At 72.1% G+C, this 25,122-nt stretch carries 23 protein-coding genes; 13 read left to right on the forward strand and 10 right to left on the reverse strand.

From position 1 onward, the window contains the following. Positions 1-51 precede the first annotated feature (51 nt). A complete protein-coding gene (gene nucS, locus DEJ05_RS01940) occupies positions 52-747 on the reverse strand; it encodes an endonuclease NucS (RefSeq protein ID WP_017887754.1) in 696 nt (231 codons plus the stop codon). A gap of 175 nt (positions 748-922) precedes the next feature. On the opposite strand from nucS, the gene DEJ05_RS01945 reads away from it, so the two are divergent. The 6 genes from DEJ05_RS01945 to DEJ05_RS01970 all read left to right on the forward strand — a co-directional run bounded on the left by DEJ05_RS01945 (position 923) and on the right by DEJ05_RS01970 (position 8,968). Next, positions 923-2,311, forward strand: a complete 1,389-nt coding sequence (locus DEJ05_RS01945; RefSeq protein WP_111109583.1) for a cytosine permease — start codon at positions 923-925, stop codon at positions 2,309-2,311. Positions 2,312-2,458: 147 nt separating this feature from the next. Beyond that, a complete protein-coding gene (locus tag DEJ05_RS01950) occupies positions 2,459-4,015 on the forward strand; it encodes a hydantoinase/oxoprolinase N-terminal domain-containing protein (RefSeq protein WP_111109584.1) in 1,557 nt (518 codons plus the stop codon). Further along, positions 4,012-5,154: a DUF917 domain-containing protein gene (locus DEJ05_RS01955; RefSeq protein WP_220036992.1), complete on the forward strand. Its 1,143-nt coding sequence runs from the start codon at positions 4,012-4,014 to the stop codon at positions 5,152-5,154. The genes DEJ05_RS01950 and DEJ05_RS01955 overlap by 4 nt, the downstream gene beginning before the upstream one ends. Beyond that, positions 5,151-6,275 carry a DUF917 domain-containing protein gene (locus DEJ05_RS01960; RefSeq protein WP_017887750.1) on the forward strand — a complete coding sequence of 375 codons (1,125 nt, stop codon included), beginning with the start codon at positions 5,151-5,153 and terminating at the stop codon, positions 6,273-6,275. Before DEJ05_RS01955 ends, DEJ05_RS01960 begins: the two co-directional genes overlap by 4 nt. 78 nt (positions 6,276-6,353) lie before the next feature. Then, the gene (locus DEJ05_RS01965; RefSeq protein WP_111109585.1) at positions 6,354-7,448 is read left to right on the forward strand and encodes a DUF917 domain-containing protein; all 1,095 of its coding nucleotides are present in this window, start codon (positions 6,354-6,356) and stop codon (positions 7,446-7,448) included. Continuing rightward, positions 7,445-8,968 carry a helix-turn-helix domain-containing protein gene (locus tag DEJ05_RS01970; protein ID WP_111109586.1) on the forward strand — a complete coding sequence of 508 codons (1,524 nt, stop codon included), beginning with the start codon at positions 7,445-7,447 and terminating at the stop codon, positions 8,966-8,968. Before DEJ05_RS01965 ends, DEJ05_RS01970 begins: the two co-directional genes overlap by 4 nt. 12 nt (positions 8,969-8,980) lie before the next feature. Here the strand turns inward: DEJ05_RS01970 and DEJ05_RS01975 are convergent, their stop codons facing one another. After that, positions 8,981-10,288: an MFS transporter gene (locus DEJ05_RS01975; protein WP_111040046.1), complete on the reverse strand. Its 1,308-nt coding sequence runs from the start codon at positions 10,286-10,288 to the stop codon at positions 8,981-8,983. 115 nt (positions 10,289-10,403) lie between these two features. On the opposite strand from DEJ05_RS01975, the gene DEJ05_RS01980 reads away from it, so the two are divergent. Continuing rightward, complete coding sequence (locus DEJ05_RS01980; RefSeq protein WP_111109587.1) at positions 10,404-11,537, forward strand: substrate-binding domain-containing protein; 1,134 nt, start codon at positions 10,404-10,406, stop codon at positions 11,535-11,537. 30 nt (positions 11,538-11,567) lie between these two features. Here DEJ05_RS01980 and DEJ05_RS18275 read toward each other — a convergent pair whose 3' ends face one another. The 4 genes from DEJ05_RS18275 to DEJ05_RS01995 form a co-directional block, all read right to left on the reverse strand. Further along, a complete protein-coding gene (locus DEJ05_RS18275) occupies positions 11,568-11,693 on the reverse strand; it encodes a hypothetical protein (protein WP_258376067.1) in 126 nt (41 codons plus the stop codon). A gap of 14 nt (positions 11,694-11,707) precedes the next feature. Then, the gene (locus DEJ05_RS01985; protein ID WP_111109588.1) at positions 11,708-12,133 is read right to left on the reverse strand and encodes a hypothetical protein; all 426 of its coding nucleotides are present in this window, start codon (positions 12,131-12,133) and stop codon (positions 11,708-11,710) included. Then, complete coding sequence (locus DEJ05_RS01990; RefSeq protein ID WP_146244992.1) at positions 12,130-13,335, reverse strand: lipopolysaccharide biosynthesis protein; 1,206 nt, start codon at positions 13,333-13,335, stop codon at positions 12,130-12,132. Before DEJ05_RS01990 ends, DEJ05_RS01985 begins: the two co-directional genes overlap by 4 nt. 83 nt (positions 13,336-13,418) lie before the next feature. Beyond that, positions 13,419-14,729, reverse strand: coding sequence for an MATE family efflux transporter (locus tag DEJ05_RS01995; RefSeq protein WP_111109590.1), 1,311 nt, complete (start codon positions 14,727-14,729; stop codon positions 13,419-13,421). A gap of 237 nt (positions 14,730-14,966) precedes the next feature. Here DEJ05_RS01995 and DEJ05_RS02000 point away from each other — a divergent pair, with 237 nt between their 5' ends. Further along, positions 14,967-15,542, forward strand: a complete 576-nt coding sequence (locus DEJ05_RS02000) for an RNA polymerase sigma factor (protein ID WP_111109591.1) — start codon at positions 14,967-14,969, stop codon at positions 15,540-15,542. Then, positions 15,542-16,306: a hypothetical protein gene (locus DEJ05_RS02005; protein ID WP_111109592.1), complete on the forward strand. Its 765-nt coding sequence runs from the start codon at positions 15,542-15,544 to the stop codon at positions 16,304-16,306. The genes DEJ05_RS02000 and DEJ05_RS02005 overlap by 1 nt, the downstream gene beginning before the upstream one ends. Before the next feature lie 165 nt (positions 16,307-16,471). Here DEJ05_RS02005 and DEJ05_RS02010 read toward each other — a convergent pair whose 3' ends face one another. Beyond that, a complete protein-coding gene (locus DEJ05_RS02010; protein ID WP_111109593.1) occupies positions 16,472-17,809 on the reverse strand; it encodes a uracil-xanthine permease family protein in 1,338 nt (445 codons plus the stop codon). 81 nt (positions 17,810-17,890) lie between these two features. Here DEJ05_RS02010 and DEJ05_RS02015 point away from each other — a divergent pair, with 81 nt between their 5' ends. Together DEJ05_RS02015 and DEJ05_RS02020 are read left to right on the forward strand one after the other, a co-directional pair. Next, positions 17,891-19,855: a M13 family metallopeptidase gene (locus tag DEJ05_RS02015; protein WP_111029087.1), complete on the forward strand. Its 1,965-nt coding sequence runs from the start codon at positions 17,891-17,893 to the stop codon at positions 19,853-19,855. Continuing rightward, positions 19,855-20,793 (forward strand): serine hydrolase, encoded by a 939-nt coding sequence (locus tag DEJ05_RS02020; RefSeq protein WP_111040034.1) that lies wholly within the window; start codon positions 19,855-19,857, stop codon positions 20,791-20,793. The genes DEJ05_RS02015 and DEJ05_RS02020 overlap by 1 nt, the downstream gene beginning before the upstream one ends. An 81-nt stretch (positions 20,794-20,874) precedes the next feature. On the opposite strand, the gene DEJ05_RS02025 is transcribed toward DEJ05_RS02020, so the two are convergent. The 3 genes from DEJ05_RS02025 to DEJ05_RS02035 form a co-directional block, all read right to left on the reverse strand. After that, positions 20,875-22,200, reverse strand: a complete 1,326-nt coding sequence (locus DEJ05_RS02025; RefSeq protein ID WP_146244993.1) for a hypothetical protein — start codon at positions 22,198-22,200, stop codon at positions 20,875-20,877. A 60-nt stretch (positions 22,201-22,260) separates the two neighbouring features. Next, positions 22,261-22,680, reverse strand: a complete 420-nt coding sequence (locus DEJ05_RS02030; protein WP_111109619.1) for a GNAT family N-acetyltransferase — start codon at positions 22,678-22,680, stop codon at positions 22,261-22,263. 174 nt (positions 22,681-22,854) lie between these two features. Beyond that, a complete protein-coding gene (locus DEJ05_RS02035) occupies positions 22,855-23,049 on the reverse strand; it encodes a hypothetical protein (protein WP_111022407.1) in 195 nt (64 codons plus the stop codon). Between the two features lie 129 nt (positions 23,050-23,178). On the opposite strand from DEJ05_RS02035, the gene DEJ05_RS02040 reads away from it, so the two are divergent. Beyond that, on the forward strand, positions 23,179-24,345 hold the full coding sequence (locus tag DEJ05_RS02040) for a sensor histidine kinase (RefSeq protein WP_111109595.1): 1,167 nt from the start codon (positions 23,179-23,181) through the stop codon (positions 24,343-24,345). Further along, a complete protein-coding gene (locus tag DEJ05_RS02045) occupies positions 24,342-25,001 on the forward strand; it encodes a response regulator transcription factor (RefSeq protein ID WP_111022404.1) in 660 nt (219 codons plus the stop codon). Before DEJ05_RS02040 ends, DEJ05_RS02045 begins: the two co-directional genes overlap by 4 nt. Positions 25,002-25,122: the final 121 nt, after the last annotated feature.

Consider the following 25,122-nt stretch of genomic DNA (forward strand, 5'->3'; position numbering starts at 1 on the left):
GCGGCGGGGCGGGGGTGCGCCGTGCCTCCAGGCCGGACGGCCCGACGCGGGTCAGAACAGGCGGGTGTGCCCGCCCTCGATGCCGCGCATCGCGTCGTAGTCGAGCACGAGGACGCGGATGCCGCGGTCCTCGGCGAGGGTGCGTGCCTGCGGTGCCACGGTCTGCGCCGCCAGTACGCCCTGCACCGGACGCAGGTGCGGGTCGCGGTTCATGAGCTCGAGGTACCGGGTGAGCTGCTCGACCGCGTCGATGTTGGCGTTGCGCTTCATCTCGACCGCGACGCTCGCCCCTGCGTCGTCACGGGCCAGGATGTCGACCGGCCCGATCGCCGTCATGTACTCGCGGCGGACAAGGGTGTGGCCGTCACCGAGGAGCTCGATCTGCTCGGCCAGGAGCTGCTGCAGGTGCGCCTCGACCCCGTCCTTCACCAGGCCCGGGTCGACGCCCAGGTCGTGGGTCTCGTCGGACACCACCTCGTACAGGGAGACGATGAGCTTGTCCTGCGTCTTCTTCTGCGTCACCGTCCACACCTGCGTGATGCCGGCGACCGACTGCTCCTCGTCCGGCTCGGTGATCTCGATCGAGCACGGCGGACTCATCCAGTTCAGCGGCTTGTAGCTGCCGCCGTCGGAGTGCACGAGCAGGGAGCCGTCCGCCTTGAGCATGAGCAGGCGGGTCGCGAGCGGCAGGTGGGCTGAGAGCCGGCCCGCGTAGTCGACGGAGCACCGGGCGATGACGAGACGCACCCCGGAAGCCTAACCGGCATGGTGTCGTCGGCCGGACCGGGCGCGCGGTCCGTGCATCGTGCACGGATTCACATGCCCGTAACGACGTTCTGCACATGTACCGCAATCCGAAGCCGTCCTACCGTGGCTGACACCCCGATCGGCCCACGCCGACACCCCTCCCCGAGGAGCCACGATGGCCAGCGAGACAGCAGTGTCAGCACCACGAACCCCCCGTTCCGAGTCGGTCGCCGTCGACGACTACTCGCTCAGTCGAGTCCCGATGTCCGCGCGCTACGGCTGGTTCCAGGTCGCCGTGCAGCGCTTCGGGCAGATCTCGGCCCTGTCCCAGTTCCTGCTCGGTGCGACGCTCGGCTTCGGCATGAGCTTCTGGGACGCCTTCTGGGCGATCACCCTCGGCGCCGTGATCCTGGAGATCGTCTCGGTCCTCGTCGGCGTCATCGGCGTCAAGGAGGGCCTGAACACCTCGGTCATCGCCCGCTGGACCGGGTTCGGCAAGGCCGGCTCGGCGCTGGTCGGGCTGGCGATCGGGCTGAGCCTGATCGGCTGGTTCGGCATCCAGTCGGGCGTCTCGGCGGCCGGCCTCGTCTCGATCCTGCCGATCCTGCCCGCCTGGGCGTGGTCGCTCGTGTTCGGGCTGCTCGTCACCGCGATCGTGCTGCGCGGGTTCCACTCGATGCAGTGGCTGGCGAACGTGACCGTGCCGCTGTTCCTGGTGCTCGTCGGCTGGGCGGTCATCGTCGAGCTGAGCCGCCACTCGATCGCCGAGCTCGCCGCGCGTGCCCCGGCCGGTCCGGAGCTGAGCTTCGTCGCCGGCACCACCCTGGTGGCGGGTGGGTTCATCGTCGGTGCGGTGATCACGCCGGACATGACGCGCTTCAACCGCTCGGTCGGCGACGTCGTGAAGCAGACGCTGCTCGGCGTGACGCTCGGCGAGTACGTCATCGGCCTGGCCGGTGTCCTGCTCGCACACGCCGTCGGCTCCGCGGACATCACCCGCGTGATCACGTCGAGCGTCGGCTGGGTCGGCATCCTCGTGATCCTGCTCGGCACCTTCAAGATCAACGACTGGAACATCTACAGCTCGAGCCTCGGCGTCACGAACTTCATCGACGCGGTGTTCGGCAAGCAGGTGAACCGCGGGCTCGTGACGCTCGTGATGGGCGTCGTCGGCTCGGTGCTCGCCGCGGTCGGGTTCCTCGGGGCCCTGACACCGTTCCTGTCCGTGCTCGGGGTCGTCTTCCCGCCCATCGCCGGGATCATGGTGGCGGAGTACTTCGTCGTGAAGCGCTGGCGCCGCGAGCTGAGCGACGCCGAGAACATCCCGGCGACCTCGCCCACCTGGGTGCCGGCCACCCTGGTCATCTGGGCGGTCGCCTCGCTCATCGGGTACTTCGTCGCCGTCGGCATCCCGTCGATCAACTCCGTGGTCATCGCCTTCGTGCTCTACGTGGTCGCCGGCAAGGCCGGGCTGATCCGCGGCGTCGGGGTCAGTCGGACCGAGGCCGTGCCGGCTGCCCCGGTCGCCGCAGCGACCGCCGCACCGGCCACCCCCGCCGCCTGACCCGGGCGCTCCCCGAACGGCCGGTCGCGTCGCCGCACCCCTGATCCGCGCGACGGCGCGGCCGGTCCCCACTCCACGAACCAGCACCCCCCGCGAAGACCCCGCGAACACCCCGCACCCGCACCCGCACCACCGAAGGGAACCCCCATGCGCATCGGCATCGACGTCGGCGGCACCAACACGGACGCCGTTCTGATGGACGGCAGCACCGTCCGTGCGGCGGTCAAGCGGTCCACCACCCCGGACGTCACCTCGGGCATCGTCGCCGCGCTCGACGGCCTGCGCGAACAGCACGCCTTCGGCCCCACGGACATCGACGGCGTGATGATCGGCACCACCCACTTCATCAACGCCCTGGTCGAGGCACGCGGCCTCGCCCCGACCGCCGCGGTCCGCCTGGGCCTGCCGGCGACGGCGTCGCTGCCTCCGTTCACGGACTGGCCCGCTCACCTGGTGTCGGCCGTGCACGCGCAGCCGTTCCTGGCCCACGGCGGCCACGAGTTCGACGGCCGCGTCATCTCGGAGCTCGATCCCGAGGAGCTCAAGCGGCACGCCGGTGCCATCGCCGCCGCGGGCATCCGCTCCGTCGCGATCTCGTCGGTGTTCTCCCCGATCAACGACGAGTTCGAGCAGCGCGCGCAGGAGATCATGGCCGCCGAGCTCGGGCCGGACGTGGCGTTCTCGCTGTCGTCCGAGATCGGTCGCATCGGCCTGCTCGAGCGCGAGAACGCGACGATCATCAACGCGGCGCTCCGCGAGCTCGCCGACCGCATCGTCGACGGGCTGTCCGGGTCGGTCACGGGCAGCGGCATCGACGCGCCGCTGTTCCTGAGCCAGAACGACGGCACCCTGATGGACGTCGAGTACGCCCGGCGCTACCCGGTCGCGACGTTCGCCTCGGGCCCGACGAACTCGATGCGTGGCGCAGCGGTGCTGTCCGGCTTCGACACCTGCGCGGTCGTCGACGTCGGCGGCACGACGAGCGACGTCGGCGTCCTGACCGCGGGCTTCCCACGGGAGGCCACCGGCGAGGTCGCCGTCGCCGGCATCCGCACGAACTTCCGGATGCCCGACGTCCTGTCCGTCGGCATCGGCGGCGGCTCCCGCATCCGCGAGGACGGCAGCGTCGTCGGGCCGGACTCCGTCGGGTACCGCCTGACCGAGGAGGGCCTGGTCTTCGGCGGCACCACCCTGACCGCCACCGACGTGGCCGTCCGCGGTGGCCGTGGTGCGATCGGGGACCCGTCGCTCGTCGCCGGGGTGCCGGCCGACATCGCCGCCCGTGCGCTCGACGTCATCGCGGAGCGCGTCGCCGACATCGTGGAGCGGATGCGCACCTCGTCCGACCCGCTGCCCGTCGTGGCGGTCGGTGGCGGCTCGGTGCTGCTGCCGGACACCCTGCCCGGACTCGGCACCGTGCACCGCCCGGAGCACTACTCGGTCGCGAACGCCATCGGTGCGGCCATCGCGCAGGTCAGCGGCGAGGTCGACAAGGTCTACGCGATCAGCGACGGCCGCCGGTCCGCCGTGGTCGACGAGGCCCGGCAAGAGGCGGTCGACCGTGCGATCGCGGCCGGCGCCGACCCCGGCTCGGTGGACATCGTCGACTTCGACGAGGTCCCGATCCCGTACCTGCCGGGCAACGCGACGCGGATCCGCGCCAAGGCCGTCGGCGACCTGGCACTCGGGGCGTTGGTCCGATGAGCGCCCTCGAGACCATCACCGCCGTCCCCCGGCTCGCCGAGATCGGCGCCGACTGCTCCGCCCTCGCCCGCGGCGCCGCGATCCTCGGCACCGGCGGCGGCGGTGACCCCTACATCGGACGCCTGCTCGCCGAGGCCGCCGTCCGCGCCCACGGCCCGGTTGAGATCGTCCAGGTCGAGGACCTGCCCGACGACGCCGTGGTGCTCTCGGTCGCGATGATCGGCGCCCCCACGGTGATGGTCGAGAAGCTGCCGTCCGCCGGCCAGTTCGCCGAGGCCATCCGCAGCCTCTCGGCGTTCCTCAACGTGACCCCCACCCACCTGGCCTGCATCGAGGTCGGTGGCGTGAACTCGACGACCCCGATCGTCGCCGCGGCCGAACTCGGCCTGCCCCTGGTCGACGGCGACGGCATGGGCCGCGCCTTCCCCGAGGTGCAGATGGTGCTGCCGACCCTGTCCGGGGTCAGCGCGACACCGATGGCCCTGGCCGACGAGAAGGGCAACACCGTCGTCTTCGACACGGTCGACAACCGGTGGGCAGAGCGGCTCGCCCGCACGGCGACGGTCGAGATGGGCTGCTCCGCGATCACGGCGCAGTACGCCATGTCCGGCGCGCAGGTGAAGGAGTCGTTCGTCCGCGGCAGCCTGTCGCTGAGCGTCCGGCTCGGCGAGACGCTGGTCCGCGCACGCAGCGAGAACGCGGACCCCGTCACGGCGGTCACCGAGGTGCTCGGCGGCACGGTCGTGTTCGAGGGCAAGGTCGCTGACATCGAGCGCAAGACCGTCACCGGGTTCGCCCGTGGCACGGCCCGCATCGCCGGTTCCGGCAGCGACACCGGCCTGGAGGCCGTGCTCCGGTTCCAGAACGAGCACCTGCTGGTCGAGGTGGCCGGCCAGGTCCGCACCACGGCTCCCGACCTCATCATCACGTTGGACGCCGAGACCGGCGAGCCGATCACCACCGAGGCCCTGCGCTTCGGCGCCCGCATCCGGATCGTCACGGCACCGGCCGACGAGCGCTGGCACTCCCCGGACGGCTTGCGCCTGGCCGGCCCTCGGTACTTCGGCTACGACACCCCCGCTGTCCGCCACGACGGCACCACGAGCGCGGGCGAGACGAACACGGGAGCGCACCGATGAGCTGGATCCTCGACGTCGACGACCTGCCCGACCTGGCCCGCGGCGCCGCACTGCTCGGCACCGGCGGCGGGGGCGACCCCACCATCGGGATGCTCCTGGTCCGTGCCGCGATCGAACAGCACGGCCCCGTCACGATCCTCGACCCGTCCGAGGTGCCCGACGACGCCCTCGTCATCCCCACCGCGCAGATGGGCGCACCGACCGTGGTGCTCGAACGCATCCCCGCCGGACCGGAACCCCTCGGCGCCCTCCGTCGGCTCGAAGCCCACCTGGGCCGGACGGCGACCGCGACGATGCCCATCGAGTGCGGCGGCATCAACTCGATGATCCCGCTGCTCGTCGGCGCCACCGGCGGCCTGCCCGTCGTCGACGCGGACGGCATGGGCCGCGCGTTCCCCGAGCTGCAGATGGAGACGTTCTCGGTCTACGGGGTCCCCGGCAGTCCACTGGCGATCAGCGACGAGAACGGCCACGGCGTCATCATCGAGACCGGCACGGACAACAAGAAGATGGAGTGGCTCGCCCGCGGGGTCACCATCCGGCTCGGCGGCGTCGCCTACATCGCCGAGTACGCCATGTCCGGCCGCCAGGTGCGGGAGACCGCCGTCCCGCGCACGCTCTCCCTGGCACTCGCCGTCGGTCGGGCCATCCGGGTCGCCCGCGAAGCCCACCGTGACCCCATCGACGCGCTCGCCGAGGCCCTCGGCACGACGATCTACACGCACCTGCGCGAGCTGTTCGACGGCAAGGTCGTCGACGTCGAGCGCCGCACGGTCGACGGGTTCGCCCGCGGTCGTGCCACCGTGCAGGGCACCGACGGTTCCGAGCTCGAACTCCGGTTCCAGAACGAGAACCTCGTCGCCCGGCGTGACGGGCAGCTCGTCGCCGTCGTGCCCGACCTGATCTGCGTCCTCGACGCCGAGACCGCCGAGCCGATCACCACCGAGCGCCTGCGGTTCGGGCAGCGCGTCCGGGTGATCGGCATCTCGACTCCCGACCTGATGCGGACCCCGGAGGCGCTCGCCGTGTTCGGGCCGTCGTGCTTCGGGCTCGACGAGCCGTTCGTCCCGGTCGAGGACCTGCACGAGCACGTCCGACCGGCCGCCCCGGCGGTCGGCTGACGAACGGCCGCGCGCCGGCCCCGGCGCCCGGCCCACGCACCCGACCCCGGGCCCCGGCCACGGCAGCAGAATGGACCCATGGACCAGGGTGAGCGGCGGGGCGGCGGTGTGGCGGGCCTCCAGGCCGACGACGCGACCGTCTTCGGACGCGGCACCGCCCTGCTCGGCTGCGGCGGTGGCGGCCGCGTCGACCACATGGTCAGCGCGCTGCGATTCGCGCTCGGCGACCGCAGCGTGCCGGTCGTCGACCTCGACGACCCCGCGCTCGGCTCGGTGGTGGCCGTCGGGCTGATCGGGTCGACGACCGTGCTCGAGGAGAAGATGCCGAGCGGCGAGGAGCTGCCGGCCGCGCTCGCGGCGGTCGAACGCTGGACGGGCGTCCGCGCCGACGCCGTCGTCGCCGCGCAGATCGGCGGCGTGACCGGACCGGCTGCGGCCCTCACCGCCCACGCCGCCGGACTGCCGCTCGTCGACGCGGACCTGGTCGGCCGCGCGGTCCCGCGCATCGACCAGCTGTCGGTCTTCGTCGGCCCGACCACGACGGTCACGGCGGCGGCCGCGACCACGAGCGGGCTGCGGATCGTCGTCGACGCCCGGCACCCCCACGACGTCGAGACCGTCTGGCGCGAGGCCGTCTCGCACAGCGGCGGCTGGGCGGCCTTCGCGATCGGCCCGGTCCCGGTGGCGCTGCTGCGCGAGCGGGCCGTCGTCGGCAGCGTGCAGCGCGCCCTCCGGATCGGACGCGCAGCGGGCGGCGCACGCGACGCGGCGGAACTCGCCGCACTCATCGGCGGCCGCGTCGTAGCCCAGGGCCGGGTCATCGACGTCCAACGCGAGGGGGACGCGCTCGCGTTCGTCCGCAGCAGCCTGGCCATCCGCGACGCCGGCACCGGTGCGGTCGCCCGGGTCGAGGCGGGCAGCGAGTACGTGCACTGCCTGGTCGACGGCCTGCCGGTCGCCAGCACCCCGAGCGTCATCACGGTCGTCGACGCGCGCTCGCTCGCGCCGGTGGCGACCGACCGCACACGGGTCGGCAACGAGCTCGCGGTGCTCGTGCTGCCGTCGGCGCCGTGGTGGTGGGCGGACCCCGACCGCACCGCACGCATGGGACCGCGGGCGTTCGGGATCGACGCGGACGTCGTCCCCGAGGCCGTGGGCCAGGTGCTCGGGTGAACGCGGTCGGCGACCTGCTCCCGCTCCTGCCGCCCGGCACCCGCCTGCTCGTCGGTCCCGGCAGCACCGCGGTCCGGAGCGTCCGCGGGGTGGTGGGGACCCCCGACCAGGTCGGCCGGTCCCTGTCGCAGGGCGACGACGTCGTCGTGCTGCTCACCCCCGTCGACCGCGCGGACGCGCGCTTCGACGTGCTGCTGCGCCGGGCGTCCGCGGCCGGCACCACCCTGCTCGTCGTCGACGGGGCACTGGAACTCGGCCCCGGCACCACGACGCTCGCCGACCGGCTCGGCGTCGCCGTGCTCGCCACCCCGGACCCGTGGGCGACCTCGGTCCGCCTGCACGAACTCATCGGCACCGGGATGGGGCCGGCGGCCCGGGCCGCCCTCGACGCCTCCCGCGTCGCGCTCGACGCCGGCCCCGAACTCGACGACCTGTTCGCCCGGCTCGATCGCTCGCTCGGCCACCCGGTGCGGTTCCTCGATGCCTCGGGCCTGGCACTCCGCGGAGCCGCCGTCGACGACGCGGCCCGCGCCGTGCTCGTCCGCCGCGCCGGCACGAGCGACGTGCTGACCGCCGAGGGCGTCGACGAGACGCTCGTGGCGATCCCGGTCGGCACCGGCATCGGACCGCGCGCCTGGCTGGCCGTCGGCCTGCCCGTCCCGATCGCCGCCGAACAGCAGGTGGTCGCGAGTGCCCTGCAGGTCGCCGCCGTGGCCGTCGGGCACCGGCTGCTGCTCACCCGGCTCGACGACGAGCGCGACGCCCGCTACCGGATGGCGATGCTCGACGAACTCCGCGCGGCCGACGGGGCACCCGCCCCCCAGCTCGTGCAGCGGACCATCGCCGCCGGGTGGCGGCTGGACGCCTGGCACGTCGGTGCGCGCGTGGTCGCGCGGCAGGGCGTCGACCTGGTCGCGCTCCGCCAGCAGGTCGACGCCGCGGTGCGCGCCGAAGGACTCGACACGGTCGTCGTCGAACAGGCGGACGGCTGGGTCTTGTGGCTGTCGGAACCCGACGAACCCGGCCGGGAGGCAGTGGCCGACATCGCCGGTCGGCTGCGGCGCGCGCAGAACACGCTCCGCACCACCGTGGAGACCAACGTGGGCGTCGGCAGTCTGCAGGCGGGCCCTGCCGGGCTGGTCCGGACGCTCGGCGAGGCCGGCGACGCCGCCCGTCTGGCCGCGAGCCGTCCGGAGTCCGGGCACTTCGTGCACGTCGACCGGCTCGGGCTCGCGCAGCTGCTGCTCGCGTGGACGCAGACGGACACGTTCCTGCCGGCCTCGCGGCAGTTGCTCGCACCGCTCGAACGCGGTGGCGGGGCACTCCTGACGACGCTCGCCGCCTACCTGGACGCGGAGTCGTCGATCGCCGAGACCGCCGCGGTGCTCGGCGTGCACCGGAACACCGTCTCCGACCGCATCGCGCGGGTGGAGCGGCTGCTCGGGGTGGACCTGTCCGACCCGGAGACCCGGCTCGCCCTGCACCTGGCGACGCGGGCGCGGGCCGGCGACGGCGGCTGAGGGTGGGGTGCGTCAGCTGCGGCTGGTCTCGCTCGTCTTGTCGGTCTGGCTGGCCTTCTCGGTCTCGCGCTTCGTCGTCCCGCTCGTCTTGGCGGTCCCGCGGGCGGGCCGGGCGGCGGCGCCGGTCTCGCGTGCCGCACCCGAGGCCAGGCCGGCCGCGATGATGAACACGAAGACGATCAGCAGCGCCCCGAGCAGGCCGATCTCCTCACCGAGGAACCCGATCAGGGGCGGCCCGGCCAGGAACGCCACGTAGCCGATCGTCGCGACGGCGCTGACCTTGGCGGCCGCGGTGCGGGGGTCGTCGGCCGCGGCGGACATGCCCATCGGGAAGCCGAGGCTGGCACCGAGGCCCCAGAGCACGACGCCGACGATCGCGAGCGGCACGTTGTCGATGAAGATGAGCATGCCCAGGCCGACCACCGCGACGGCGGCGCTGATGCGCAGGATCGGCACGCGGCCGAACTTGTCGATCAGCGGGCTGCCGGCGACGCGGCCGGCGGTCATCGCGGCGAGGAACACCGTCAGCACGGCAGCACCGCCGGCGTTGTCGAGCCCGTGGCCGTCGATCATCGCGAGGGGCAGCCAGTCGTTCGCGGACCCCTCGGCCAGCGCCATGCCGAGCACGATCACGCCGATGAGCAGCGTGGACGGCTGTGCCCAGACCTGCCAGCGGGTGAGCGGGGTCGCGACCGGGCTGGTGTCGGTCGACACCGGCTGCTCGACGAGGTGCTCGTCCTGGAACTTCGCGACGGCGACGAGCATGGCGGCGCTCGTGATGACGACGAGCACGATGAAGTGCCACGACACCGGGATCTCGAGCTTCTCGGCCAGGGCGCCGAGGCCTGCGCCGGCGAGCGTGCCGAGGCTGAACGCGGCGTGGAACAGCGGCATGATCGTGCGTCCGCCGGCCTTCTCGGCAGCGGCGCCGGAGACGTTCATCGACACGTCGCACAGGCCGTTGCCGAAGCCGAACGCGATGAGTGCGATCCAGATGGCGGCGAAGCCCCACCCGAGCGTGACCGCGACGCCGGCGAAGATCATGCCGACCGCCAGGCACGCCGCAGCCACCTGCACGCCCCGACGGGCACCGAGCTTCGCGACGATGTGGCCGGCGAAGGTCAGACCGCCGATCGAGCCGACGGCCATGCCGAGCACGAGCAGGCCCATCTCGAACGTGCTCGCCCCGAGGGAGTCGCGGACGCTCGGGATCCGGCCCAGCCACGTCGCGATGTCGAGCCCGGACAGGGTGAACACCACGAACACCGCGATGATCCAGGCCTTGGTGGTCGGGACGGTGCGGGTGGACGGCGTCGTCATGGTGGTTCCCATCGTGCTGCGGCGCGCTCGGTGCTGCGCGTTCTGGTGCGTGTCGGTGCTGGTCTTGCGGCGGTCGAATCGATTCGACTGCTCGTTCCGGCTACGCTAACGGGCGATGGACGAACCGGCAACAGGACCCGGCGCGTCGCCTTCCCGCGGCGGCGTCACCCGTTCGTCGCGCCCGACGCTGGCCGCGGTCGCCCGTGCTGCCGGGGTCGCGCCGTCGACGGCCTCGCTCGCGTTCAGCGGTCTCGGCCCGGTGTCCGAGGACGCCAAGGCCCGTGTGCTCGCCGCTGCCGCCGACCTCGGTTACGGCGGCCCGGATCCCCGTGCGCGTTCCCTGCGCCGCGGTCGTTCCGGCGTCATCGGCGTCGTGATGGACGAGCGTCTGAGCGATGCCTTCCGTGACCCGGTCAACGTCCTGACGCTCGACGGCATCGCCGAGGTCGCCGGTGCCGCCGGTGCTTCGCTGTTGCTCGTCCGGAGTCCGCTCGACGACGAGCAGGGTGCCGGTCCGCTGGTGGATGCCCCGATGGACGCCGTCGTGCTCGTCGGGTGCAACGTCCGGATCGACCCCGCCGTCGCCGTGCTGCGTCGTCGGCAGATCCCCGTCGTCGCGATCGAGGCGGACGAGATCGAGGGCGCAGTCCCCGTCCAGCTCGACAACCGGGATGCCTCACGCCGTGCCGCGGAGTACCTGCAGGACCTCGGCCACCAGGACGTCACCGTCGTGACCCTGCCCCTCGATGCCGCACGCCGCCGTGGCCCGATCGACGCAGCCCGGCAAGACGAGGGCATCGCCTTCACCACACTCGAACGCTTGCGTGGTGTGCGGGAGGTCTACCCGGAGGCCGTCGCGATCGAGACCGCCGGCAGCTCGGTGGAAGAGGGACGTCTCGCCGGTACGGAGCTCTTCGCGCCGGACGGCCCCCGCCCCACCGCCGTCATCGCGCAGAGCGACCTGATCGCCGTCGGGGTGATCTCGGCCGCGCTCGACGCCGGACTCCGTGTCCCCGAGGACGTCAGCGTCGTCGGCTTCGACGGCATCACGGTGGACGACAGCCTGCTCCACCGCACCCCGATCCGGCACCTGACCACCCTGGTGCAGCCCTTCGTGCAGAAGGGCCAAGCCGCAGCCCGTGCCGCCCTGGCCATGCTCGAGGGGGCGGAGCCGCAGCCGGCGTCGTTCACCTCGGAGTTGCGGGTGGGGGACACGACGGGGCCGCCGCCAGCTCCGAGCCCCGGCTAACGAAAGCACTGCGCCTGGCTGCTTGCGCCGCTACGGAGCCACCCCGAGCACGCCGTCACGTTCCCGGATCGAGCCGTGCACGGGGATCCACAGCTGGAGTTCGTCGACGGTGAAGTGCTCGAGCTCGCCGCACCACGGCCACGGGCTCCCGCGCACGAAGCGTGTGCGGCCTAGTCGTCGGCGGCGGACAGTTCAGCCGTCATGCTCCACCCCTGACCTTCTGTCCACGACAGCGTGACCCAGCAGTCCTTCGCCCGCTTGTCGGCAGGGTGCACGAAGACGCCGACGATGGTCGTCACCACCGCATCGTTCGAGGTGACCTTCGCACCCGGTGTCAGGAGCGGCTCGCAGACCTTCCACGCCGTGACCGCGCCGGAACGCTGATCCTGTCCCACCGCCGACACGAAGCGGTGTTCGTCGTGCTCCTCGAGACCCTCGACCGCTGCTTGTCTCGCGGCGGTCTCCGAGGCGTCGGAGGGTTCGCCTCCGACATCGGTCGGGACGTTGTGTCCGGAGCAGCCGGCCAACGCGACCGCGGCGACGATCCCGATGCTCGTGAGCGGCGGGGTCCGCGAGTGGTTCCGTGCGAGCTTCATGCGACATTCCCTACGGATTGTTGAGGCACGGCGCTGGTGCGCACCCCGAGCCCCACCACCGCGACCAGGTTAACCGCACTCCCGACCAAGAACCCCGTGGTGCCACCCGCGACACCGGCGACGGGTCCGAGCACCGCCATGAGCCCAGCCCCGACGACGAACCCGGCGACCGAGGCAAGGGCGACCTGGCGCGAGCGCCCAGCGGCGAGCAGCAACGCCGCCGGCACGAGCCCGACGGTGAACACCCACACCGCGACCATGAGGTACCGCAGGTCCGCGACGGCAGTGGCGCCCTCGGCGGGGTAGACGATCGGCAGGAACCACCCGGCGAGCAGGGCGATCACACCGAAGACGACGGCGGACGCGGCAGCGAAGCCGACGACGAGCAGCAGGGCGCCGCGGGAGCGCAGCGATCCACCATCGGTCCGGTGCGCGAACGCCGGCACGAGCACCTGCCCCAACGCCTGCCCGAGCATCGACGCCGGCGTCGCCAGGGTGAACGCGGCGGCGTAGACGCCGGCGTCGTGCGCGGACGACGTCACCTGCGCCGAGATCATCGTCAACTGCAGCAACCCGTTCGAGGTCACCACCGCCAGCACGTTCCACGCCGCGAACCCGAGCACCCCGGCAGCGGGTTCGCGCGAAGCCGGCGCGAAGCCGTTGCCCCGGGGCCAGCACGCGATTGCGAACACCGTGTACCCGATGGCCAGGGGCAGCAGCACGAACGGCTCGAGCCGTGCGACGCACGCCACCACGAGCAACCCGAGCGCCAGGACGCTCGTCACGGAGTCCCAGAGTGCGACCCGCGGCGCCCGGTCGTAGCCGAGCTGCGCGCCGCGGGCGTAGCAGTAGAGGCCGTAGCCGACGACGACCGCGGCACCGCCGAGCACCATCCCGGGGCCGTTGCCCCAGGCCAGCGCGATCGGCACGGTGACCGCCGCGAGCACCACGCTCGACACCAGCATGGACACCCCGAGCAGCCGGTTCACCGCGGCGTCCGACCGCCGACCCCGCAGTGCGATCGCCAGGAAGCGTGACGCGGTGTTGCCCGCGGCGTTCGGCCAGAGCAGGGCGACGAACACCGAGAGCGACAGCAGCGCGGTGGTCTGCCCGAGGGTCTCGGTGCCGAACACACGCCCGACGACGACGGTCACGAGCAGCTTCGCGACGCCCTGCACCCCGATGCCGACCGTGGCGAGCACGGCCGACGAGGCCACCGAAGACGACGGAGCCGCAGGAGAATCAGGCCCGGCAGACGAAGCGGGCCCAGCCGGAGACGCCCCGCTCACCGCGCCAACGCCTGTTCCACCCAGCCGCGCCGGTGCGCCCGCACCCCGAGCGTCACCGCCCGGACCCCGATGTACCCGAGGGCGAAGGCCGCCCACAACCCCGCGAGCGTCCCGCCGGCCCACCACAGCAGCGGCAGGTACACGACGAGGTTCAGGCCTCCGGCGATGGCCAGGTACCGCGCGTCTCCGGCGCCGATCAGCACCCCGTCGAGCACGAAGACGTACCCGGCGACGGGCATCCCGACGGCGATGAGCACCAGCACGACGGGCAGGGCGTCCCGCACCGCCTGGGAGTCCGAGAACACCGGCCCGAGCACGCCGCTCACCGCCAGGGTCAGCACCCCGAGCAGCACACCACCGGCGATCCCGAGCAGCACGAGCCGTCGCGTCACCAGTCGCACCCGCTCCGGGTCACGTCCGCCGAGTCCGTGTCCGACGAGCGCCTGCCCGGCGATCGCCAGGGCGTCGAGCGCGAACGCCAGCGTCGAGAAGACGGTCAGTCCGACCTGCGTCGTCGCCAGCCCGGTGGTCCCCAGACCGGCAGCGGCCCCGACGGTCGCGAGCATCGCGATCCGCAGCGACGCGGTCCGCAGGAACAGCCAGGCGCCAGACCGCAGGGCCCGGGCGACGCCCGAGGCGCCGGGTCGCAGCGGCGCCCCCGACGACCGAGCGGCCCGCACCGCGATGCGCACGTAGACGACGGCCATCGCCCACTGCACGATGACGGTGCCGGCGGCGGATCCCTCGACGCCCCAGCCGGCGCCGTAGATCAGGACGGCGTTGAGCAGCCCGTTCGCGACGAACCCGATGGTCGCGACGACGAGCGGGGTCTTCGTGTCCTGCAGCCCACGCAGCAGTCCGGTCGAGGCGGTCACGACCAGGATGCCGGGCAGCCCGATCAGCGAGATGGTCAGGTACGCGGTCGCGGCGGCCGACACTTCGGCCGAGGCACCGAACAGGTCGACGAGCGGCCCGGCGAGCGGCCACCCGACCAGCGCCAGCACCACCCCCAGCACGAGCGCGAGCCACATCCCGTCGATGCCCGCGTGCACGGCTCCGCGACGGTCGCCACCACCGAGCGCCCGTGCCACGGCCGGGGTCGTCGAGTACGCCAGGAACACCAGCAGCCCGGTCACCGTCGACAGCACGGCACTCGCGAGGCCGACGGCCGCCAGCGGCGTCGCCCCGAGGTGCCCGACGAGCGCGGTGTCGGTCAGCAGGAACAGCGGCTCGACCACGAGCGCTCCGAGCGCCGGCACCGCCAGCCGCACGATGTCGCGGTCGACCGCGCGCCGCTCAGCGGTCACAGCGGGTCGCGTCGGTCGGTGCACCGACCCATTCTGTCGGCGATGCCGACCCGTCGTGGTCACCAGGCGCGGTGGGCGTGACCCCGGGACGGACTGGAGGCCCGTGGCCGTGTCCGCCACGGGCCTCCAGTCCGGTGGTCCCACGTCGTCGGGCTTGCGCCACGGACGACCTCGTTGCGCGACGAGCCGATCCGCTGGAGTCTGTAACGCTGGAGCCATGACCGGACACTCCAGAGTGTGAAGGACGAACAGGACGACGGCCCGCTGTGGATGCGAGCGGTCCGTGATGACGGGGCTGCGTTCGCCGCGCTGTTCGACCGGCACCGACCGCGCATCTACCGACGGGCGTTGAGCCTGACGGAGAACTCGCACGACGCCGAGGACATCACGGCGGCGGCGTTCTACGAGCTCTGGCGCAAGCGCAAGAACGTCACCCTCGTGGCCGGTTCCGTCGCTCCGTGGTTGCTGGTCACGACGGTCAACCTGACCCAGAACCATCGACGCGCAGCGGCGCGGTACCGGAAGCTCCTCGACGCACTCCCTCGGGACGATCCCCACACTCCTGCCACGGACGCCGAAGACCTCGAGGCCCGCGAACGCCTCAGGACGACGATCCGGGGACTCGCGCCGCAGGACGCCGCGCTGCTGGTGCTCACCGGGGTCGAGGAGATGCCCGTCTGGCAAGCCGCGCAGGCGGTCGGTCTCAAACCGCCGGCGGCACGCGTGCGGTTGCACCGGATGCGGCAGCGCCTGCAACGCGACCTGCACGACCTCCGTCCCAGTGTCCGCAACGCACCGGAAGGCACCTACTGATGAGCATCGACATGAACCCCGACGCTGCTGCAGCGGTCCGCTCGGAGCTGGCCGCCATCGGGACACGACGGAGCGCCCTGCAGCGCCAGCAACGACGAGCACGCCTCGGCGTTTCGATCGTCTCCGTCGCGGCGATCGCGGTGACGACGAGCGCCGCCGCCCTGGTCGTCGCCGGGCTCCCGGGGACCACGACGACGGCAGCAGTCGGGCGCACGACCACTGCGACGCACACCGGCCCCGCACTGATCGACATCGGGCAGGCTCCCGACACCGCGGGTGCCGTGATCGTCGACATCACGTGCCGCAACGACGTCGGCATGGTCCGCGTCCTCACCGTCGGAGGTGGCGCATCCGGCCTGAGTTGTCGGGACGAAGGGACGATGCGCGTCGTCGACGGCCGGCTCCCGGAGCGAGGGACGACGACGTTCAGCATCGAAGCGTCGGCGGGGACGAGGTGGACGGCGACGCTGCAGTACGCCAACGCGGTCACGTCGGACTGGGCGGTCAACGACAAGGGCCAGACCTACGGGGTCCCGAACGCGTCGGGTCACCCGGATCTGGTCCCGGGGAGGGCGGACAACGGCCGCAAGGGCTGGGTCCTGTGGAGCGAGCCGGACGGCGGCGACGTGTACGAGTCCGACGGCACGACCGTGGTCGGGCAGTGGACGGCGGGGGTCACCGATGAGGTCCCACTCGATCAGCGGTACATCGACGAGCAGGAGTCCGTGCAGACCGCGACCCCGTCGCCCAGCGCGCCCCGCTGAACCGGGCGAAGAGCGCGTGCGGACCGGAGCGACCGACTGGGGGGCGTTCCGGTCCGCAACGCACCACGTGACGGACTGGAGGCCCGTGGCCGTGTCCGCCACGGGCCTCCAGTCCGGTGGTCCCACGTCGTCAGGCCGGACGCGCGTTCCGGCCGACCACTCGCGTCAGTCTGCGCGCGGTTCCGCGGGGACGGCGCCGGTGGCGGCGTGCGCGGGGTCGGCGGCCTCGGTCGAGGGCTCGTCGGTGCCGCGGGCCCGGCCGATGACGTCCATCACGTGGTAGACGACGATCGCGGCGATCGTGCCGACGATGATGCCGCCGAAGCTCGCCTGGCCGAAGCGGAACGTGAAGTCGGCGATGCCGATGATCAGGGCGATGCCGGCGGTCAGCTGGTTCTTCGGCTTCGAGAAGTCGACGCGGTTCTCGACCCAGATCCGGATGCCGATGATGCCGATCAGGCCGTAGAGCGCGGTGGTGGCGCCGCCGAGCACGCCCGCGGGCACCGAGGAGATGACGGCGCCGATCCTCGGCGACAGGCCGAGCAGGACGGCCGCGATCGCGGCGACCCAGTAGGCGGCGGTGGAGAAGACGCGGGTGGCGGCCATGACGCCGATGTTCTCGCCGTAGGTGGTGGTGGCGGAGCCGCCGCCGACGCCGGCCAGGACGGTCGAGATGCCGTCGGCGAAGAGCGCACGACCGGTGAGCGGCGTGAGGTCACGGCCGGTCAGCTGCCCGACGCCCTTGACGTGGCCGACGTTCTCGGCGACCAGCGCCAGGACGACCGGTACGAACGCCAGGTAGATCGGGAGCTGCGACGGGTCGAACGCGGGAGCGGTGAAGTCCGGCAGACCGATCCACGCCTTGTCACCGACCTTGGAGAAGTCGACCTGACCGCCGATGAGCGCGGCGACGTACCCGACGAGCACACCGATGACGATCGACAGGCGGCCGATCAGGCCCCTGAACAGGACGGTGACCAGGATGATCGTCGCAAGGGTGATGACCGCGATGACCGGGGCTTCCGTGAAGTTGTCCCGGGCCGACGGAGCCAGGTTGAAGCCGATCAGGGCGACGATCGCGCCGGAGACCACCGGGGGCATCAGCCGGTCGATCCACCCGGCACCGGCCAGGTGCACGACGAGCCCGACGATCGCGAGCAGCGCACCGACGACGATGATGCCGGACAGGGCGAGCGGGATGCCGCCTATCTTGGTCGCGGCACCGATCGGGGCGATGAAGGCGAACGACGAGCCGAGGTAGCTCGGCAGGCGGTTGCCCGTGATGAGCAGGAACAGGATCGTGCCGATGCCGCTGAACAGCAGCGTCGTCGACGGCGGGAACCCGGTGATCAGGGGCACCAGGAACGTGGCGCCGAACATCGCGACGACGTGCTGCACCCCGAGGCCGATCGTCCGGGGCCAGGTGAGCCGTTCGTCGGGTGCCACGATCGTCGTCGCGGAGACGGTCTTGCCGTCGCCGTGCAGCTTCCACGGAAGTCCCATGCGATGACCGTACCGGCAGCGATGCACCGGTGACGACCCGGATCGACCTGCCCCATGGGGTCGGTGGCTATCGTGGACCGCATGACCGACGTCGCACGTGCCTCCGGCATCCACACTGACGAACTCGACCCCGCGGTGCGCCCCCAGGACGACCTGTACCGCCACGTGAACGGGACCTGGATCGAGGCGACGCCGATCCCCGACGACAAGGCCCGGTACGGCTCCTTCACGGTGCTGGCCGAAGCCGCCGAGATCGCCGTGCGCGACATCATCGAGCGCTCGCAGCAGGCCGCCCCCGGCACCGAGGAGCGCAAGGTCGGTGACCTCTTCACCTCCTTCACCGACGAAGCGCGGCTCGAGGAGCTCGGCACCGCACCGATCGAGCACCTGCTCGCCGAGATCACCGAGATCCAGTCCGTGCCCGAGGTCATCGCCGCCGTCGGCCGCTTCGAGCGCATCGGCCTGCCGAGCTTCCTGCAGCTCTTCGTCGACAACGACCCGGGCGACCCCGAGTCCTACGTCGTGTTCCTGGAGCAGTCCGGCCTCGGGCTGCCCGACGAGTCCTACTACCGCGAAGAGCGCTTCGCCGACATCCGCGAGAAGTACCGCGAGTTCGTCGCGGCGATGTTCCCGCTCGCCGGCCTCGACGACGGCGGTGCCCGCACCGAGCACGTCATCGCGCTCGAGACGGCGCTCGCCGCCCAGCACTGGGACAACGTCACGACCCGTGACAGCCAGAAGACCTACAACAAGCTGCCCTGGGCCGAGGTCGCCGCGCTCGCGAAGGGCGTCGACCTGCAGACCTGGTGGCAAGCCATCGACGCCCCGGCCGGCGCGTTCGAGACCGTCGTGGTGCGCGAGCCCTCGTTCATCACCGGCCTGGCCGACCTGCTGAACGACCAGCCGCTCGAGGTCTGGAAGGACTGGCTGCGCTGGCAGGTCATCCGTGGCTCCGCCGCGTACCTGACGAGCGCGTTCTCGGCCACGAACTTCTCGTTCTACGGCACCGCACTCACCGGTGCGCCCAAGCAGCGCGAGCGCTGGAAGCGTGGCGTCTCGCTGGTCGAGGGTGCGATGGGCGAGGCCGTCGGCCGCATCTACGTGCAGGAGCACTTCGACGAGACCTCGAAGGCCAAGATGGACGACCTCGTCGCCAACCTGGTCGAGGCCTACCGGCAGAGCATCACGGCGCTCGACTGGATGACCGACGAGACCCGTGCCCGTGCGCTCGACAAGCTCGACAAGTTCACGCCGAAGATCGGCTACCCGGTGAAGTGGCGTGACTACTCGGCGCTGCCCGTCCTCGCCGACGACCTGGTCGCGAACGTCCGCGCCGTCGCCTCGTTCCAGGTCGACCGCGAGCTCGGCAAGATCGGCAAGCCGATCGACCGCGACGAGTGGTTCATGACCCCGCAGACGATCAACGCGTACTACAACCCCGGCTTCAACGAGATCGTGTTCCCGGCGGCGATCCTGCAGTTCCCGTTCTTCGACGCAGACCGCGACGCCGCCGCGAACTACGGCGCGATCGGTGCCGTCATCGGGCACGAGATCGGCCACGGTTTCGACGACCAGGGGTCGCAGTACGACGGCGACGGCAAGCTCGAGAACTGGTGGACCGAGGCCGACCGCGCGGCGTTCGAGGAGCGTACGAAGGCCCTCATCGCCCAGTACGACGCCCTGGTACCGACCGAGGTGCCCGACAGCCACGTGAACGGTGCCCTGACGATCGGCGAGAACATCGGTGACCTCGGTGGCCTGTCGATCGCGTGGAAGGCGTACCTGCTGTCGCTCGACGGCCAGGAGCCCCCGGTCGTCGACGGACTCACCGGTGCTGAGCGCTTCTTCCTGAGCTGGGCCCAGGCCTGGCGCATGGCGATCCGCCCGGAAGAGGCGGCTCGTCTGCTGAGCATCGACCCGCACTCGCCCAACGAGTTCCGCTGCAACCAGGTCGTGCGGAACATCGACGTCTGGTACGACACCTTCGGCGTGACCGAGCAGGACGCGATGTACCTCGACCCCGCCGAGCGCGTCGCGATCTGGTGATGACGGAGCCGGACGCGGCCCGGTCGTCGCGCCGCCGGCGACCGGACGACCGCCCAGCAGGTGGCGGCCGCGGTCGTGGGCGGCACAGCGGCCGGGCCGACGACCGCTTCACCGCCACCACCGAGGCCATCGGCGCCCTCGCGCTCGAGGGCGCCGGGGTCAGCGCCTCGGTGATCGACACCTCGAGCGGCAAGGCCCTGCTCGCGATCGACGACACCCTGGTGCAGCCGGTCGCGAGCCTGGGCCGCGTCCTGCTGCTCATCGAGGTCGCCGCCCAGCTCGAGGACGGCCGCCTGCACGGTGACCGACTGCAGCGCATGGCCCGCGACACCGCGACCGGTGCCGGCCTGTGGCAGTTCCTGCAGGAGCCGACCATGCAGGTGCCCGACCTGGCGACCCTGGTGGGGGCCACCGCCGATGCCTGGGCCATGAACGCACTGCTGTCGACCGTGGGCATCGACGCCGTCCGGGAGCGGGCGGAGTCCCTGGGCATCGAGCGCACGGCGCTGATCGACCGGGTGCGGGACCGCCGCGGCCCGGACGACGCCCCCGACGCCTCAGTCGCACCGACCGGGGAGCTGTCGTGGGTGATGCGCGGACTGGCGCTCGGCGAGGTCGTCGACGAGGCGGTGTCGAACCGGGTGCTCGGCTGGTTGTCGTTGGCGAGTGACCTGAACCTGGTCGCCGGGTCCTTCGGGCTCGACCCCCTGGCGCACCGTGCGCTCGATCACGGGTTGCAGGTCGTCGCGGTCACCGGGTCGAGCACCGGTGTGCGGGCCGAGGCGGGGATCCTGCGGGGGCCCGGGTCGTCGGTCAGCTACGCCGTGACCGTCACGTTCGACGACGCCTCGTTGCAGCGGCGGTTGGCCGTGGTCGAGGCGCTGCGGACCATGGGGACCGAGGTGCTCGAGGCGGTGCACGCGCCGGCTCGTCGCTGAGGGCGCTCGCCGATCGTCGCTCGGCGCCCGCGAGGAGCGTGGACGCCCGGTGTTGTTCGTGGCGGGTGCGGTGTCGCCGGGTCAGGGCCGCGGGACGCAGACCGACTCCGCGCGCAGGCTCAGGCCGTCGACCGTGCCCCGGATGCTTGCCGTGGCTGGATCCGCATCCGTGGACGACGACCAGTAGTCCCGCCCCATCGCCCGGCCGCTGACCCGGAAGCCCTCCGACGTCCACAGCGCGGTCACGGCGTCGAACGGCTCCTGCGCGTTGTCGACGATCTGGAACACGGGCACGATGCTGAACGCCGTCGCGCGGGTGCCGGTCGCGTCGGGCGACCAACTCGATCCGGGTGGCGCGCACTGTTCGGTGCCCGTGGTCACGGTCGCCGGGACCCCGGCAGCGTCGGCGGAGCGCTCGAGGAACGCCCGGAGCGTCGCGGCCCGGTCGCTGACGTCGGCGGCCACCCAGGGGGTCGGCGACGGTCCCGACGTCGGGGTGCCCGGGGCAGTGGCGTCCTGCGGCTTCTCGGCGTCGAGGGGGAGTCCGAGCCAGCCGCTCGTCCCGTCGAGGCCGACGGAGAACGCGGTGCGCGGAGCGCGGTGTGCATCGGCGGCTTCGTCCTTCGTCCGGACGAGGACGTCGGCGACGGCGCCGAGTCGTTCGCCGTCGATCGACAGGGAAGGCCGTTCGGGCTCGGCAGCCGCTCCGTACTCGTCTGCGGGTGCTTGCGCAGCGTCGGCGTAGGTCGTGCCCGGTGAGTAGTACAGGCCCTCGACGTCTTCGTCACCGTCGCGGTCGAACCCGTCGATCGTGCGCATGAGTGCTCGCCCGGGGTGCGTCGCCGTGATCCCCACCGAAACGTCACCACGGATCAGGGAGGCCGGGTGATCGTCGACGATCGGCCGGGCCTGCTCGACGGCGTCGGTGAAGCTGACGCCCGGCACGAGCCAGATCGTGGAACGTGACGGGGTCGCCGACAGCCGGTGCACGAAGGGCTCCGCGCGCAGCCGTCCGGCCAAGTCGACGACGTCGGGGTCCATCGGGTCGACTGCGACCGGCGCCGACGCCCGGCCGCGGGGCACGTCCACGGTCACCGACAGCGTCGTGCCGGTGACACCCCGCGCTGCCGTGTGCCGGATCCGTTCGGCGACGGCGAGGTCCGTCGTGTCGGCCTGCACCTCGAGCGAGGTGATCCAGTTCTGCGGGTCGTCCTTCGCGTCGACCTGACGGATCTCGCCCTCGGCCGTGTCGACCCCGGGCAACCGCTCGATCCGGGTGATGAGCTTCGCGAGTGCCGATTCCGACCCAGCCGGCGGCGGTGGCGACGTGCACGCGGCGAGGGCGAGCACGACGCCGAGCGCGGTTGCGAGGGCTGCCGCTGAACGTGTCCGTGCGCGAGCCCCCATGCGTCCGAGTCTAGGAACGCCCTGCTGGCGCGTGGAATCGGTCGCGAGACCCATCCGTGCTCAGCGCAGGAGCACGAAGGAACGCAGCGGGTGCGGTTCGACGTCGTGGGCCTCCACGAAGCCTCGTGACTCGTAGAACGCTCGCTGCCCCGGCTCGTCGTCGGTGAGCAGGACCGTCTGGCGAACGCCGGCGTACCGCTGCAGGACCGCGTCGAGCAGTGCACCACCGATGCCGGACCGGTGCGCGGACGGCAGGACGAGGACGTCCTGCACGTACACGATCGTCACGCCGTCGGAGACCGTGCGGAGCAGGCCGAGCAGGTGTCCGTCGTCGTCGCGGGCGGTCAGCACGGTGTGGGAGCCGGCGATCGCCGCTGTGAGGGCTGCGGGGTCCTGCGTGTACGCGGTCCACCCGACGGCGTCGTACAGCGCCACCAGTTCGTCGGTGCCCGGTCGTTCGTCGCTGATCGTGGTGGTCACGGTGCCCATCGTGCCCGAGCCGGACGCGTGATGCGGCCTCGGGATCGCAGCGGGGCGACCGTCAGCGATCGGCGGGGTCCGCTCCGCCGGACTCGACCTCGCGCATGTACGCGGTGATGTCGATCGGTCGGGTGTCGGGGAGCGTGATGTCCTCGGGGCGGATGGGACGCATGCTCATGCCTCCTCGTGGTCGATCACGCGTCGGGCGCCGGCTTCGACGCCCATCGCGACGAGCAGGGTCATGAACCCGGCGAAGCGGACGACCTCGGAGACACCCATCAGGGCGGCCCACGCGGTGAGCTGCGGTGCGCGGGTGAGGGAGTGCCGTCGCGCCGTCGGTGCGGAACGGGGAGCGGTGATGGTCGTCATGGGGTGCCTTCCGGTGGGGTTGGTGCCAATCCTCCGGATCGGGACGCGGTGCCTCGTCGTCGTCGCGGATCGTCGAACCTACTGCGTCCGCAGTACGTGTCGGTGGGGTGGAGGCAGGAGACTCGGGGGATGACGAACGACGGCGATCTCGTGCTGCCACCGAACCCGTGGTGGCTCCGGTCCCCGGCGCTCCTGCCCGAGCTGGCCGCGGGCCTCGCCGTGGCCGGTGCAGCGGTGGAGATCGTCCGAGTCATCGTCGCGGGCGCCGGAGTCTTCCCGTTGGTCGGCGTGCTGCTCGGCATCGCCGGTGTGGCCGTGGCTCGTCGCTACCCGTGGCCGGGGGTGCTGCTCACCGTGGTCGGCTGTGCGGTGGCAGCGGTGCAGGGGTGGGACCCGATCGTGGGGTGGACGATCGTGGTGTTCGCGCTGTTCTCCGTCACCCTCCGCGGTGCGGCCCCGTTCCGCATGGTCGTCGCGACCGCGCTGCCGCTCTACCTCGTGGTCGCGGTGGAGTCCGGCGCGGGGCTGGTCAGTCCGGACGCGTTGGCGGCGGTCGCGGCGTGTGCGGCGGCCGGAGCCACGGGGGCCGCGGTCTGGGCTCAGCTCCGGTACTGGTCGGCCCTGCGGGAGCAAGCCCGCGAGGCGATCGCGTCACGGGACCTCGAAGCCCGCCGACGCGTGGACGCCGAGCGGCTCCGCATCGCCCGCGACCTGCACGACGTCGTCGGTCACCAGATCGCGGTGGCGAGCATGCACCTGGGTGCGGTCGAGGTCACGGTCGACCGCGACCCGGTGACGGCAGCACGCGCAGCAGGTGACGCGCGTGAGGCGTTGCAGATGGTCACCGCCGAGACGCAGCAGATCCTCGAGCTCCTCCGGTCACGGGATGCCGCTCCGGACCAGACGGTCGCCGGGCTCGGCTCGCTGCCCGCGTTGGTGTCGTCGTTCACGTCGATCGGGCTCGACGTCGTGGCCGACGTCGAGCTGCCGGACGAACCGGTCGCCCCTGTGGTCGAGGTCACCGTCTACCGCGTCGTGCAGGAGGCCCTGACCAACGCGCACCGGTACGGGATCGGCACGGTCACGATCACCGTCCGCGCCGAGCAGGGTCGACTCCACGTGGTCTCCGACAACCCGCGCGCGCCGCGGACCAAGCAGACGCAGGGGTCCGGGTTCGGGCTCGTGGGCATGCGCGAACGCGTCGGGGCCGCAGGCGGGACACTGGACGTCGACGAACGACCCGATCGGTTCGTCGTGCACGCCGTGCTGGCGCTGGACGGAAGGAAGCTGTCGTGACGACGATCCTGCTGGTCGACGACCAGGCGATGATCCGCGTCGGGCTCCGCACCATCCTCGAGGCGCACGACGACCTCACCGTCGCTGGCGAGGCCGGCGACGGCTTCGAGGCCCTGCGGTTCCTCGAGACGACGACGGTCGACGTCGTCCTGTTGGACGTGCGGATGCCGGGGATCGACGGCGTCGAGACCACACGCCGCCTCCGTGAGCGGTTCTCCGCCGAGCAGCTCCGCATCGTCATCCTGACGACGTTCGAGCAGGACGAGATCGTGGTCTCGGCGCTCCGGGCCGGTGCGAACGGGTTCCTCGGCAAGACCGTCGGACCCCGCGAACTCGTGGCGGGCATCAACGAGGTCGTCCTCGGTGGTGGAGCACTCTCCGCGGCTGCGCAGGCCGCGGTCATCGCGCAGGTCAGCTCCCAGTCCGACCGCGTCATCGACACCGATGCGCAGGAACGTCTCCGAGCGCTGACCCCGCGTGAACACGACGTGGTGGTGGCGATCGCCCGCGGTGGCGACAACGACCGGATCGGCCGGGAGATGTTCGTCTCGCCCTACACCGTGAAGACCCACGCCAACCGCGCGATGGCGAAGCTCGGCGTCCGTGATCGTGCGCAGCTGGTGTCCCTCGCCTACCGCGCCGGACTCGTCGACTGACCCGGACCTACTGCGGACGCAGTAGGTCCGTCGCTCCGACGGGACGACGGCCGGACGGAGCGTTGCTCGGAGCATTGAGGAGTACCCGCCGCGACGGTCTCCGCGTGGCTTCCTCTTCTTC

Source organism: Curtobacterium sp. MCLR17_045 (assembly GCF_003234405.1).
GTDB classification, from domain to species: Bacteria; Actinomycetota; Actinomycetes; order Actinomycetales; family Microbacteriaceae; genus Curtobacterium; species Curtobacterium flaccumfaciens.

Bases quoted from the DNA above. Each gene is read 5' to 3' on its own strand.
- DEJ05_RS01985 (WP_111109588.1), bottom strand. From the start codon at position 12,133: ATGAAGCTCGCACGGAACCACTCGCGGACCCCGCCGCTCACGAGCATC.
- DEJ05_RS02040 (WP_111109595.1), top strand. From the start codon at position 23,179: ATGACGAACGACGGCGATCTCGTGCTGCCACCGAACCCGTGGTGGCTC.
- DEJ05_RS02015 (WP_111029087.1), top strand. From the start codon at position 17,891: ATGACCGACGTCGCACGTGCCTCCGGCATCCACACTGACGAACTCGAC.
- DEJ05_RS02025 (WP_146244993.1), bottom strand. From the start codon at position 22,200: ATGGGGGCTCGCGCACGGACACGTTCAGCGGCAGCCCTCGCAACCGCG.
- DEJ05_RS01965 (WP_111109585.1), top strand. From the start codon at position 6,354: ATGGACCAGGGTGAGCGGCGGGGCGGCGGTGTGGCGGGCCTCCAGGCC.
- DEJ05_RS01960 (WP_017887750.1), top strand. From the start codon at position 5,151: ATGAGCTGGATCCTCGACGTCGACGACCTGCCCGACCTGGCCCGCGGC.
- DEJ05_RS01980 (WP_111109587.1), top strand. From the start codon at position 10,404: ATGGACGAACCGGCAACAGGACCCGGCGCGTCGCCTTCCCGCGGCGGC.
- DEJ05_RS02035 (WP_111022407.1), bottom strand. From the start codon at position 23,049: ATGACGACCATCACCGCTCCCCGTTCCGCACCGACGGCGCGACGGCAC.
- DEJ05_RS01955 (WP_220036992.1), top strand. From the start codon at position 4,012: ATGAGCGCCCTCGAGACCATCACCGCCGTCCCCCGGCTCGCCGAGATC.
- DEJ05_RS02005 (WP_111109592.1), top strand. From the start codon at position 15,542: ATGAGCATCGACATGAACCCCGACGCTGCTGCAGCGGTCCGCTCGGAG.
- DEJ05_RS01950 (WP_111109584.1), top strand. From the start codon at position 2,459: ATGCGCATCGGCATCGACGTCGGCGGCACCAACACGGACGCCGTTCTG.
- DEJ05_RS02020 (WP_111040034.1), top strand. From the start codon at position 19,855: ATGACGGAGCCGGACGCGGCCCGGTCGTCGCGCCGCCGGCGACCGGAC.
- DEJ05_RS02010 (WP_111109593.1), bottom strand. From the start codon at position 17,809: ATGGGACTTCCGTGGAAGCTGCACGGCGACGGCAAGACCGTCTCCGCG.
- DEJ05_RS01945 (WP_111109583.1), top strand. From the start codon at position 923: ATGGCCAGCGAGACAGCAGTGTCAGCACCACGAACCCCCCGTTCCGAG.
- DEJ05_RS01975 (WP_111040046.1), bottom strand. From the start codon at position 10,288: ATGACGACGCCGTCCACCCGCACCGTCCCGACCACCAAGGCCTGGATC.